The 11,840-nt window shown below is 67.7% G+C and carries 12 protein-coding genes; 9 read left to right on the forward strand and 3 right to left on the reverse strand.

Annotated features, from left to right (window positions below):
* Nucleotides 1-103 precede the first annotated feature (103 nt).
* A complete protein-coding gene (locus KSO97_RS07640; RefSeq protein WP_232677541.1) occupies nucleotides 104-4,699 on the forward strand; it encodes a hypothetical protein in 4,596 nt (1,531 codons plus the stop codon).
* A gap of 52 nt (nucleotides 4,700-4,751) precedes the next feature.
* Here the strand turns inward: KSO97_RS07640 and KSO97_RS07645 are convergent, their stop codons facing one another.
* Together KSO97_RS07645 and KSO97_RS07650 are read right to left on the reverse strand one after the other, a co-directional pair.
* On the reverse strand, nucleotides 4,752-4,907 hold the full coding sequence (locus KSO97_RS07645) for a hypothetical protein (protein WP_232677542.1): 156 nt from the start codon (nucleotides 4,905-4,907) through the stop codon (nucleotides 4,752-4,754).
* A 262-nt stretch (nucleotides 4,908-5,169) separates the two neighbouring features.
* A complete protein-coding gene (locus tag KSO97_RS07650; RefSeq protein ID WP_232677544.1) occupies nucleotides 5,170-6,033 on the reverse strand; it encodes a hypothetical protein in 864 nt (287 codons plus the stop codon).
* A 142-nt stretch (nucleotides 6,034-6,175) separates the two neighbouring features.
* Here KSO97_RS07650 and KSO97_RS07655 point away from each other — a divergent pair, with 142 nt between their 5' ends.
* The 6 genes from KSO97_RS07655 to prfB all read left to right on the forward strand — a co-directional run bounded on the left by KSO97_RS07655 (nucleotide 6,176) and on the right by prfB (nucleotide 9,416).
* The gene (locus KSO97_RS07655; protein WP_232677546.1) at nucleotides 6,176-6,370 is read left to right on the forward strand and encodes a hypothetical protein; all 195 of its coding nucleotides are present in this window, start codon (nucleotides 6,176-6,178) and stop codon (nucleotides 6,368-6,370) included.
* Nucleotides 6,367-6,768 (forward strand): TadE/TadG family type IV pilus assembly protein, encoded by a 402-nt coding sequence (locus KSO97_RS07660; protein ID WP_232677548.1) that lies wholly within the window; start codon nucleotides 6,367-6,369, stop codon nucleotides 6,766-6,768. The genes KSO97_RS07655 and KSO97_RS07660 overlap by 4 nt, the downstream gene beginning before the upstream one ends.
* A 5-nt stretch (nucleotides 6,769-6,773) precedes the next feature.
* A complete protein-coding gene (locus KSO97_RS07665; protein WP_232677550.1) occupies nucleotides 6,774-7,223 on the forward strand; it encodes a TadE/TadG family type IV pilus assembly protein in 450 nt (149 codons plus the stop codon).
* 8 nt (nucleotides 7,224-7,231) lie between these two features.
* Complete coding sequence (locus KSO97_RS07670) at nucleotides 7,232-7,669, forward strand: pilus assembly protein TadG-related protein (RefSeq protein ID WP_232677552.1); 438 nt, start codon at nucleotides 7,232-7,234, stop codon at nucleotides 7,667-7,669.
* 73 nt (nucleotides 7,670-7,742) lie between these two features.
* Nucleotides 7,743-8,231: a CAP domain-containing protein gene (locus tag KSO97_RS07675; RefSeq protein ID WP_232677554.1), complete on the forward strand. Its 489-nt coding sequence runs from the start codon at nucleotides 7,743-7,745 to the stop codon at nucleotides 8,229-8,231.
* 66 nt (nucleotides 8,232-8,297) lie between these two features.
* Nucleotides 8,298-9,416, forward strand: a complete 1,119-nt coding sequence (gene prfB, locus KSO97_RS07680; RefSeq protein WP_232677555.1) for a peptide chain release factor 2 — start codon at nucleotides 8,298-8,300, stop codon at nucleotides 9,414-9,416.
* Nucleotides 9,417-9,532: 116 nt separating this feature from the next.
* Here the strand turns inward: prfB and KSO97_RS07685 are convergent, their stop codons facing one another.
* Nucleotides 9,533-10,168, reverse strand: coding sequence for a hypothetical protein (locus tag KSO97_RS07685; protein WP_232677556.1), 636 nt, complete (start codon nucleotides 10,166-10,168; stop codon nucleotides 9,533-9,535).
* 50 nt (nucleotides 10,169-10,218) lie between these two features.
* On the opposite strand from KSO97_RS07685, the gene ftsE reads away from it, so the two are divergent.
* Together ftsE and ftsX are read left to right on the forward strand one after the other, a co-directional pair.
* Nucleotides 10,219-10,908: a cell division ATP-binding protein FtsE gene (gene ftsE / locus KSO97_RS07690; protein ID WP_232677557.1), complete on the forward strand. Its 690-nt coding sequence runs from the start codon at nucleotides 10,219-10,221 to the stop codon at nucleotides 10,906-10,908.
* Between the two features lie 17 nt (nucleotides 10,909-10,925).
* Nucleotides 10,926-11,840: a permease-like cell division protein FtsX gene (gene ftsX, locus KSO97_RS07695; RefSeq protein ID WP_232677561.1), complete on the forward strand. Its 915-nt coding sequence runs from the start codon at nucleotides 10,926-10,928 to the stop codon at nucleotides 11,838-11,840.

Here is an 11,840-nt window from a genome sequence, read left to right on the forward strand (position 1 = left end):
ACACTCGACGCGCCATCTATCCGGCGCGTTCTCTAAGGCTCTCAGATCCGCTCTGAGGGCCTTCTGTCATTTCAACTACTCACACTGAAAGGAGGCAACTCATATGAGTGATTCTCCTAATGCACAGGTGGTTGGTCGCATCGCTATCAAAGTGATGCCCGATACATCTGACTTCCGCCGTCAGCTCAAGGCTGATCTGTCGAAGATCGAGAAGTCGGCTCGCCTCGACATCAAGGCTCAGCTCGACGCTTCCGCCTTCGAGCGGCAGGCGCGAGATTCGGCCCGTGACTCGAAGCGCTCGATGGAGCGCACGTTGGACGACGTACGCGCCGAGATCCACACCGACGTCAACGCGGCGTCGCGTGCGGCTTCGCAGGCCAACCTCACGAGGCTCACCCGCACTCGCGTGGTCGAGATCCTTCCCCGCGTCAACGAGGTCGCAGCCGCGAAGGCAGCCGCGACCCTCGCGGCGCTCTCGGGCACTCGCGCCCTGTCGACGGCGTTCGGCGACTTCGCCGACCTGATCGGCAACCTCGACAAGTCGCTGCCGAAGATCGCCGGCCTGTCGCTTGGCATCGCTGACCTGACGACCGGCCTTCTGGCCGGCACGAGCAACGCGCTGGCCTACTCGGCATCGCTTGCTCAGATCGGCGGAACAGCTCTGGCGCTCCCCGGGATCTTGGGCGGCGTCGCCATCGGCATCGGATCGACTGTCGCAGTCCTCAAGGACTTCAACGAGGTCATCCCCGAGGCCAGCAAGGCGCTCTCTCGTCTACAGGATCAGATGTCTGCGCGCTTCTGGGCGCAGGCTGAGGCACCGATTCGCGGGCTCTCTGTTCTCTTCCCTGAGATCCGTCGCAACCTGCTCTCGACGTCTGACGCGCTCGGCGACTTCTTCGGCAATCTGGCTGGGTCTGCTGTTCGGCAACTCGCGGGCCAGTTCGATGCGATGTTCGCGGATCTCATCAAGAGCATCCGCATCGCAGCGCAGAGCACTGATGCCTATGTCGACATCATTAAGAGGCTCGGCACGGTCGGCGCTTCCATGCTCCCCGATCTCGCTACTTGGGTGGCCGAGGTTGCCGAGGGGTTCAGCGAATGGCTGGGCAGGAAGGGAACTGCTGGCCTTCGGGCCTACGTAACCGATGGCGTTGCCGCTCTACAGGATCTCGGCAACGTCCTCCGCTACACCGGCAGTTCCCTGGCTGGCCTCGCTCGTGCTGCCGAGGCCGCAGGCGGCGGGTCTCTCAAGACCCTCGCGAACTCGCTCAAATCCGTCTCGGACGAGATCAACTCTCCGGCGTTCCAGCGCGACCTGACGGGCGTGTTCCGCTCGGCCCACGAGGCGATGCAGGCCATCACCTCAACCTCTGGGCCGGCCTTCCGCTCGCTGATCAGATCGCTCGCCGATCTGCTGACCACGGTGCTGCCCCAGGCGGGCGCCACCACAGGTGCGGCGCTTCGCGATCTGTTCTCGGCGATCGATCAGCCGGCGGTCACCAGCGCTCTGGTGTACGCCTTCGATCAGCTCGACGTCGCGATCGGCAACATCACCCCGGCGTTGCCGTCGATGGGCAAGGCCCTGGCCGCGATCGCGGTCACTGTGGCCGATCTCGGTGCAGGTGTCTCGTCGGCTCTTGGGCCGGCGCTCGACTTCGTGTCTGAGGCTTTGGTCGACCTGTCGGCGGATCTCCGTCCGCTGATCGGGTCGCTTACCGATCTGGTCTCGACGCTGGTCTCTGGGGCTGGCCCGGTGCTGGTCTCCACGGCTGGCCTGCTGGGCAACATCGCTGGGTCGATCACGCCCGTGGTGGATGGCCTCAATGCCACCGCAGAGGCCCTAGGAGCCGTCCTAGGCCCCGCACAGGGCGCAGCCGCCGCATTGGGCGGCATCGCAGTTGTGGCGGGCGGAGCGGCCTTCCTAGGCACCGCTTTGCGAGGGAAGATCCTCGCCGCCTCGTCGGGCATGGCCTCGCTCGCAGCCTCCAGTCGTATCGCCGAGCAGGCGATGTTCCGCACGGCTCTGGCTACCGAGCGGGCTGCCCTTCGGATCACCCCGCTTCGAGCCGGCCTCGCCGGCATCGGACTGGCTTCGGCAACCATGGCCGACAAGGTTGGTCTGTCGAACACCGCCATCGGTGCGTCGATCGGCCTGCTCGGTGGCCCCTGGGGTGTCGCGATCGGCGCAGCAGCCGGCTACGTAGCCGACCTGACGGTCGCCACCAACGCGGGCGGCAGGTCGCTGGAGGAGTACACACGCGCGCTTCGCAACGGCGTCGCCGCGTTCTCGTTCGCCGAGTACACCGCGGGCATCAAGGGCATGGAGCAGTCCCTCCTGAACCTTGAGGGCACCCTGTCTCGTGCTCAGCTCGCGGCGCCGTACTTCGATCAGCAGCGCGACGCGATCACCGGAGCGAACGCGAGCCTGACGGTCTACGCCCAGGCCTTCACCTCCCTGGGCAACGCGCTCGGCGTCGCAGTGCCCGAGTTCGACGGCTCCGCCGCGAGCATCCGCGCTCTCGATGCGGCAGTGGCTCAGATGCTCCCCGCGCTCGATCTGGCGGGCGTATCGGTCACTCAGCTCGCGATGGCCCAGCGCATCGCCAACGGCGACGCTGGCCTGCTCTCTGGTGCGTTCGCCTCTCAGAAGCCGCCGCTCGATTCCCTCATCGGCTCGATCCAGAAGGCCGCGGGTGTCCAGCGTGACGAGGCGGCTGCCGTCCGTGATGCCATCGCAGCACGGCAGGAGTACACCAACGCCGCGCTGAGCGCGTTCTCGGCTACGACCCGATGGGGTCAGGCCGTCGCGGATGCGAACCGTCACCTCAAGGACACCCGCAAGGGCATCAGCGAGAACACCGCGTCCGGTCGCGCCAACCGCCAGGTGATCGACGCGCTTGCCCAGGCGTGGAACGCAGGCGGCGAGCAGGTGCGCAACACCCAGGGTCGATACAAGTCGGCCCGCGAGGAGTTCATCCGCGTCACCGCTGCCCTGACGGGCAGCAAGCGCGAAGCCCGAGCATTGGCCGACGACCTCTTGGTCGTGCCCGATCGGATGGCCTCCGCTGGTGAAGGTGCTCGTCGTCTACGGAAGAACCTTGAGGATCTCGACCGAACGAAGGTCGAAATGCCCAACGTCGAGCGAGGAGTCACCACCTCGATCCGCGTTGCCGAGAACAAAGCGTTCCAAGGTTCCAAGGCGATCAAGGAGAACATCGAGCGCGAGATCAAACGTGCTCGTGCTGATCTCTCTCAGTTGCAGGCGTCGATCCGCAACGCGATCAACCAGGCCAAGAGCATCGCCACCTCTGGCGGTCGCCAGGTCGGCGCGAACCTCAAGGCCGGGATTATCGCTGGCTTCGCTGGCACCGCTGCCGCACTGGCTACCCAGGCCGCTGGCGCCGTCCGTGCTGCCATCGCTGCCGCCAAGGCGGCGGGCGCCATCCGTTCTCCGTCTCGCAAGATGATGGAGGTCGGTGGCTACCTCGCTGACGGTCTCGTGGTCGGCATGCGCCGCAAGGCGGGTGACGTCAAGAAGGCCGCAGGCGGAGTGGTCAAGGGTGCTGTCAACGAGGGCATCACCAAGATCTACGGCGTCTCAGACGGCATCGCCCGCGCCATCGGCAAGGCGATCGACGAGGCTCGCGGCAAGGTCCGCAAGAAGCCCATCAAGACCGACGTCCAGGTCAACTTCGGTAACCCGATCAAGGCCGGCGTCCTCTTCGTTGGCGGGCTCCAGCAGTACCTCAAGGCGATCACCGACAAGGTGGGCGTCGAGGGCGTCAAGCTGATCCGCAACTTCGAGGACCGGCTCAACCGCTACCGCGATCTCGTCAAGGAGCGGATGAAGCAGGTCGGCGACGCAGCCGACGCCGCGCTCGTCAAGCAGCGCAAGGGCATCACCGAGCTCTCCAATCGCTACACCAAGTTGGTCTCCGAGCTGGAGCGGGTACGCAACAAGTACAAGCAGCTCCAGCAGGAGGCGCGCGACTACGCCAATCAGGTGCGCGATGCAGTGATCGCGTCGGCCAACCCGACGCAGATCCAGTTGGAAGAGGGCCAGAAGCTCGACTTCTCGGTCATCGAGTCCAACATGAGCAAGGCGCGCGACGAGGCGCTGGAGTTCGCCGCAGTGGTCAAGAGCCTCGCGGCGGCAGGTCTGAACAAGGACTTGCTCCAGCAGATCGTCGATGCAGGTCCGACCGCTGGCCTTGAGACCGCTCGGCAAATCTTCCTGGCGGGCAAGGAGGGCATCAAGTCCCTCAACGCTATCCAGAAGGACTTGGAGATCGCGGGCAAGGATCTCGGCAAGACGGCTGCCATCTCCGTCTTCGGTGCCTCGATCATCGAGACCGGCAGGCAGCTCTCCTCGCTTGAGACCCAGTTCAACAAGCTCAAGCCGAAGCTGGAGAAGTCGCTCACCAAGCTGATGAACGGCCTCATCGCTGTCATCAAGGCGAAGAACAAGGAGCTCAAGGCAGAGCTCGCCAAGGCTGAGGCGACTGCTAACAGCAAGTCGGGCTCGGTCTCGTCGGCTTCGACCACGAAGACCGCAGCGGCCCGCGTCGCATCTGCCGGTGGTGGTCAAGTGATCGCTGGCCCGACGCTGATCTACAACGCGTCGGGTGGCGCGAGCCTCACCGCCGAGGAGCAACTGTTCACGGCTGCCGATCGTGGACGTCTGTTGCTGACCGCATAGGCCGAGGGTTGCCCCCGTCTCACCTGTGGTGGATGGGGCGGGGGCCTCACCCCTAGCGCCAGGCGCGAAGCAGTTGCGCGAGCGCGCGGATCACCTCCGCCCGCCTAGCGGGCTCAACGCCTCGTAGTGCGATGGTGGCGAGGGCGAACTTGAACAGGGCGAGCGCGACGATCGTGGAGGCCGCGCTGATCGCGATGAACTCGGACATCTCGAACTTCCTGACGCTGACTGCAATGCGGAACCGGAGGCCGCAAACGTCGGGTTGGAAGTCCGGCGTCGCCTCTGGGTTCGGCATCTCCCGACCGGGCGTCAGACCAGCAATTCGGAGGAGCCGTAACGCCAACGACTGTAGCGCGTGAAGGGCGGGCAACTGGCGGGTAGCTCGGTGTGTCGAGCCCGTCTAGGTAGGCAATTAAGAAGCAGGAGAGCCCCCCTTGCCTGTAGTGGGTGGTGCGGGGGCCTCTCGGCGTCTAAGGGGTAGCGAGGCGGAAGGCCCCGTCGTTGACCATCATCACAATCGCGATGGCGCATTGGACGATCGCCCGCGCGTCGGGGACCCCGTGGTTGTCGCCCTCGCCATCCGCATGCCGACCGCGCTGGCCGTGGGCGATGGTCCGGGCCAATTGCATGACAGTTTCGCTGCCATCGAGTTCCGCGAATCGCGGTCCACTTCGGAACTGCGATGGTCGCGCCTCGGTCACCGCCATCTCCCACTTGGTGGGGTTGTCCTCGTAGGTCCGGATGATCTTGTGTAGGCCCGCCGCTGAGTCCTGAGGACAGATCACCGGACGCAAGGCCGCCTCAGCCGCCTGGAAGGCCGCGTGCGCCGCAACATCGGGCTCGGGCGTAATGCCGTAGGCGGCATTCCACGCGCGCGTGAGACAGGTGCTAACGGTGGGGGAGACCTCCGAGACTGCTCTTTCAATGCTTTCGCGTGACGCAGGGTCGACCCGGTGTTCCAGCCAGCGTCCATCGGCGCGTACCCGATACGCCGACCGACCCCGACGAAGAATTGTCTCAAGTGATGTCCGGCCATTCGGGTCGAACTCGCGCAGCGTCAGCGAAATCGTTTCCAGCATTAGGTTTGAGTCAGCCCGACATTGGTGGATCAACTTCGAAAGGGCCATGCTCCGCCAGTCGATCGAGGGTTCGCGGGCCGTGATTCTCAGAAGGTTCAGGATGGCCCGCACCCGGTATCCCTTCGTGCCACTCCCCGGCATCAGGAGAACGGTTGTCAGCCAATCCTCTAGTTCGCCGAGGAGATGCGTCGGCACGTCGTCGTAGTGCATCTCAAGCTCGACTTGCTGCTCAAAGTCATCGGGGTCCCAGGCCACGCTCATAGACGGTAGTCGTTCGGACCGACACGCACGGTGCGCTGCCGGTAATAGACAGAAGGTATTCGCGTTCTTCCCCGGTGCTGTCGGGCTCTCCCTCACCGCTCCCTGATGACCCCTGTGGTCGACGAAAGGAACACCGATGAATCTGACTCGCCTCTACGCCACGGCGCTGACGGTGCTCGTCGCGCCACCCCGTCGTCGCGACGAACGTGGCGACGTCCCGGGGTGGGTGCTCGTCACGTTGATGAGCGTCGTCCTGATCGGCGCGATCACCGCCGTCGCGGAGCCGCAGTTGAAGAGCATGGTGCGCAACGCCCTCAACTCGGTGCGATGACGAGAGTCGGGCGTCGAGCCCGACACCGCGGTGACCGCGGTGCCGCGGTCGTCGACGTCGTCCTGGTGCTGGTCGTGCTCGTACCGCTGGTGCTCGGCGTCCTCCAGGTGGCGCTGGTGATGCACGTGCGCAACACCATGGCCTCGGCGGGCGCCGAGGGGGCGCGCTACGCCGCAGCTCTGGGCCGCACCCCCGCCGACGGCGTCGCCCGCACCCGCGTCGAGATCGACCAGGCGGTCAGCGCGCGCTACGCCGACGACATCGACGTCCGCGTCGTCAGCCTGGGCGGCGTGCCCACCGTGCGGGTCGTCGTCCGGGCGCAGGTGCCGGCGCTCGGCCTCGGTGGACCTGCCGTCGACGTCGAGGCCGTCGGGCACGCCTTGCTGGAGAGGCCGTGACGGCCATGTCACGAGCGAGCCGGCGCTTCCGTGACGAGCGGGGCAGCGCCCTCCTCGAGCTGGTGGCGGTGGGCTTCGTGCTGATCCTGCCGCTGCTGTGGCTCGTGGTGGCGATCTTCGAGGTGCAGGGTGGTTCGTTCGGCACGACCACGGCGGCACGGTCGGCTGCCCGTGCCTATGCGCTCGCCCCCGACGATCCGTCCGGACGACGCGCAGCGCTCGCCGCCGCCCGGCAGGCGCTGCGCGACCAGGGCCGCGACGAGGCGGTGCGGGTACGGGTGACGTGCCGGCCCTTCCCGGGCGACTGCCACCGCGGGACGTCGGTCGTCACCGTGCGCGTGGAGACACGCGTGGTGCTGCCCCTGATGCCCGACGTGCTCGGCTCGAGTCGCCCGAGCTTCGCCCTCGACGCCACCCACACGGTGCCGATCGGGCAGTACGTGGAGGGGCCGTGACGCCGCGCGTGCGCAGGCGGCGACGCGAGCGCGGCAGCGCGATCCCGCTGATCCTCGGCTTCGTGCTCCTCCTCGCGATGACCGTGGGCGTCGCCGTGGACGCGAGCGCGGCCTTCCTCCAACGCCAGGGCCTGGCGAGCCTCGCCGACGCCGCCGCGCTGCACGGTGCCGATGCGGGCGCGCAGGGCCGCGAGCTCTACACCACCCGGCTCGGACGGCGCCCGCTCGCGCTGAGCGCCGACGTCGCGCGCACCGGCGTCCGCGACTACCTGGCCCGGTCGGGTGCGTCGCGGGAGTACCCCGGGCTGAGGGTCGCGGTGCGCGTCATCGACGACGAGGTGGTGGTCGAGCTGACCGCGCCGCTCGACCTGCCGATCCCCGTGCCGGGTGCGCCGTCCGCGCCGCGGGTGAGCGCCACGAGCTCGGCCCTCGTCGACCCCGAGTGAGACATCACGCGGAGAGGGCAGAAATGACCGATCGGCCCATGCGCGGTCACCGCCGCCGACCTAGCCTCGAGGCGTGCACCGTGTCTTCGGATTGGTCCTGGTCGCAGGCTTGGCGACGAGCCTGATGCTGCACGTCGGCGAGCCTCAGCAGGAGGAGAGGGATTCGGCGGCGACGCTCAGCGCCGCCCCGTCGGCGCCCGCGCGCTACAAGACCGACGTCCTGAAGGTGACGAACCGCAAGCGGGGCGCGGGCGATCTCCGCGCGCTGCGTGCGAACCAGTGCCTGGCGAAGGCGGCGCAACGGCAGGCGCAGGCCATGGCCGACCAGCGGCGGATGTACCACCAGGACCTGGGCCCGGTGCTCAGCCGGTGCGGCATGCGGATGGTCGGGGAGAACGTCGCCTACGGATACGGCAGCGGCAAGGCCGTCGTCGATGCCTGGATGCGCTCGCCGGACCACCGCGCGAACATCATGCGGGGCGGCTTCCGGCTGCTCGGCGTCGGAGCGGTGCGTTCGCGCGGCACGTGGTGGGTGGCCCAGGTCTTCGGCACCCGCGCGTGAGGATGCCGCGGAGCCCATCGCGCCGCGACTTCGGCCGAGTGCGGCCCGCGCAGTAGCCTGCGCTGTGTGGCAGGCCCCGAGTACGACACCGAGATCAAGCAGCTTCAGTCGACGATGAAGACCATCGGCCAGGTGCTCGACCTGGACGCGATGCGCGCCGAGATCGACGACCTCGGTGTCCAGGTCGCCGCACCCGACCTCTGGGACGACCAGGACAACGCCACCCGCGTCACCGGCCGGCTCTCGCTGCTGCAGGGCCAGGTCGAGCGGTTCGAGGAGCTACTCAGCCGCATCGACGACCTCGGCGTCCTCGTCGAGCTCGCGCAGGAGGAGGGCGACGCCGACACCCTCGCCGAGGCCGACCGCGAGCTCGGCGCGCTCAAGAAGTCCGTCGAGGCGCTCGAGGTGCGCACGCTGCTCAACGGCGAGTACGACGCCCGCGAGGCGATCGTGACGATCCGCTCCGGCGCCGGTGGCGTCGACGCCGCCGACTTCGCCGAGATGCTGATGCGGATGTACACGCGGTGGGCCGAGCGCAACAAGTTCCCCGTCGAGGTCTTCGACGTCTCCTACGCCGAGGAGGCGGGCATCAAGTCGGCCGAGTTCGCCATCCACGCGCCCTACGCCTACGGCACGCTCTCGGTCGAGGTCGGCACCCACCGTCTGGTGCGGATCAGCCCGTTCGACAACCAAGGCCGTCGCCAGACCTCCTTCGCCGCCGTCGAGGTGGTGCCGCAGCTGGAGCAGACCGACGAGATCGAGATCGACGAGAACGAGATCCGCACCGACGTCTTCCGCTCCGGCGGCCCGGGCGGGCAGTCGGTCAACACCACCGACTCCGCGGTGCGCCTGACCCACCTCCCCACCGGCATCGTCGTCAGCTGCCAGAACGAGAAGAGCCAGCTGCAGAACAAGGCGGCGGCGATGATCGTGCTCAAGGCCAAGCTGCTGGCGAAGAAGAAGGCCGAGGAGGCCGCGCTCAAGAAGGACCTCAAGGGCGACGTCGCCGCCAGCTGGGGCGACCAGATGCGCAACTACGTGCTCAACCCGTACCAGATCGTCAAGGACCTGCGCACCGGCTACGAGACCGGCAACCCGCAGCCCGTGTTCGACGGCGAGATCGACGACTTCCTCGAGGCCGGCATCCGCTGGCGCCGCGGCAGCGAGAAGGCCGACGCGAACTGAGGTTGACCCGTCTTGAGATAGAGACGGGTCAACGCCCGGAACGAGGTTGACCCGTCTTGAGATAGAGACGGGTCAACGCCCGGAACGAGGTTGACCCGTCTTCACGTAGAGACGGGTCAACGCGAGGGTGGGGTCGCCGCGACGAGCACGGCCCCGCACCACCGCTCGGCGGCGGTGATCACCGGAGCGACGTCGCCACGGCGGTTGAGCGAGCACACCAGCCAGGCGTCGCCGAACAGGCCGCGGAAGGTGACCTGAGGTCCCTTGCCGGTGCGACAGGTCAGGGCGAGGCTGGGGGAGCCGAACGCCGGAGCGCCGTCGATGGGCCGGCACGTGGCGCCCGCGCGTGCGGTCTCGATCAACTGCTCGGCCCGCGCCGGCGTCACCGGCGGTGCGAACACCCACGCACGGGCCGTGGCGCCCTTGCGGTCCCAGCGGCACCCGAACTCGTGGGCGATGTCGGTGACCTTCGGCGTGATGCGGGCCAGCTCCCCGTCGTCGTAGGCGACGGCGTCGGTGGCGTCGCCGCCCAGCGCCTCGACCACCGCCGTCTCGGCGACCTCGGCACAGAACCCGGCCCGGGCGACGGGCATCGTCGCGGTGTCCAGGTCGGGCAGCGGGGGAGCGGTCACCGGCGCGCTCGGCTCGTCGACGTCGTCCGCGGATCGCAGCGCCGTCCCCGCGACGACGGCGAGCGCGGTGAGGAGCACCGCGACGACGCCGAGCGTGATCGACGTCGCAACACGGGGCACGCCGACACGATACGGAGGTCGGGTGTGCGTCGTGCCGTAACGTCCCCGAGGTGATCCGCTTCGAGAAGGTGACCAAGTCCTACCCCGGTCCGGGCCGCGCGGCCCTGGAGTCGGTGTCGATCAACGTCGACAAGGGCGAGTTCGTCTTCCTGGTGGGTCCGTCGGGCTCGGGCAAGTCGACGGCGTTGCGGCTCGTGCTGCGCGAGATGCGGCCCACCGGCGGCAAGGTCTTCGTCGCGGGCAAGGAGATCAATCGGCTCGCCACGTGGAAGGTGCCGCGGCTGCGCCGCCAGATCGGCACGGTCTTCCAGGACTACCGGCTGCTGCCCACCAAGACGGTGTCCGAGAACGTCGCGTTCGCGCTCCAGGTGATCGGGGCGTCGTCGAAGGAGATCCGCACCGCGGTGCCCGAGACGCTGGAGCTCGTCGGTCTGGCCGACAAGAGCGCGCGGATGCCCGAGGAGCTCTCCGGTGGCGAGCAGCAGCGGGTCGCGATCGCTCGCGCGATGGTGAACAAGCCGATGATCCTGATCGCCGACGAGCCCACCGGCAACCTCGACCCCGCGACGTCCGCGGGGATCATGGGGCTGCTCGACCAGATCAACACGGCCGGCACCACGGTGCTGATGGCCACCCACGACTACGGCGTGGTCGACCAGATGCGCAAGCGCGTCGTCGAGCTCGCCGAGGGGCGCGTCGTCCGCGACGAGGCGACCGGCGTCTACGGCTTCCAGCACTGACGAGGATCTCGACAACCATGCAGATGCGCCATGTCTCCACCAACCTGCGCCAGGGGCTTCGCCGCAACCTGTCGATGCACGTCGCGGTGGTGCTCACCCTGTTCGTCTCCCTCAGCCTGGCCGGCATGGGGGTGCTGCTCAGCAAGGAGGCCAACCTGATCACCCGCGCGCTCGGCAACGAGCTGCAGGTGCAGGTCAACCTCTGCGTGCGCGACTACCCCGGCAACCCCTCGTGCGTCGGTGAGGTCACCGACGAGCAGAAGCGCGAGATCGTGCGCCAGATCGAGGCGAGCCCGGAGGTCGACAGCTTCTACTTCGAGTCCAAGGAGGAGGGCTTCGAGCGGCTCAAGGTCCTGCTGGGCTCGGAGCAGTTCGAGGGCACGACGCCGTTGGTGACGGTCAAGGACATCCCCGAGGCCATCTGGATCACGCTGAAGGATCCCGACGAGTCCTCCGGCATCGTCGAGGCCCTGCAGTACCTCGACGGCGTCGGCAACATCCAGAACGCCCGTGAGCTGATCGGGCCGATCTCGAGCATGATCGACGGTCTGACCTACGCGACCTGGGCACTCGCCGCCGTGCTGCTGGCCGCGGCGATCCTGCTGGTCGCCAACACGATCCGCCTCGCAGCGCTCGCACGCCGCAAGGAGATCGAGATCATGCGTCTGGTGGGCGCCTCGCGGATCTTCATCGCCCTGCCCTTCCTGCTCGAGGCGCTGGTCAACGCCGCGATCGGCGTGGCGCTGACCGGCGGGGTGCTCGCCGCGTTCACCAAGTTCGGCATCATCGACGGCCTCGACGCCCAGTTCGACGCGCTGCCGTTCATCGGCTGGCCCGAGTACTGGGAGACGCTGCTGCTCGTGGCCGTCGCCGGGCCGGTGCTCACGTTGGTTCCGACACTCCTGCTGACGCGCAAATACCTCAGACTCTGA

It is taken from the genome of Nocardioides sp. R-C-SC26 (assembly GCF_021246465.1).
Lineage (GTDB): Bacteria > Actinomycetota > Actinomycetes > Propionibacteriales > Nocardioidaceae > Nocardioides.

Excerpts from the sequence above, each read along its gene's own strand:
- KSO97_RS07640 (WP_232677541.1), top strand. The coding sequence starts at position 104 with ATGAGTGATTCTCCTAATGCACAGGTGGTTGGTCGCATCGCTATCAAA.
- KSO97_RS07645 (WP_232677542.1), bottom strand. The coding sequence starts at position 4,907 with ATGTCCGAGTTCATCGCGATCAGCGCGGCCTCCACGATCGTCGCGCTC.
- KSO97_RS07655 (WP_232677546.1), top strand. The coding sequence starts at position 6,176 with ATGAATCTGACTCGCCTCTACGCCACGGCGCTGACGGTGCTCGTCGCG.
- KSO97_RS07660 (WP_232677548.1), top strand. The coding sequence starts at position 6,367 with ATGACGAGAGTCGGGCGTCGAGCCCGACACCGCGGTGACCGCGGTGCC.
- KSO97_RS07665 (WP_232677550.1), top strand. The coding sequence starts at position 6,774 with ATGTCACGAGCGAGCCGGCGCTTCCGTGACGAGCGGGGCAGCGCCCTC.
- ftsX (WP_232677561.1), top strand. The coding sequence starts at position 10,926 with ATGCAGATGCGCCATGTCTCCACCAACCTGCGCCAGGGGCTTCGCCGC.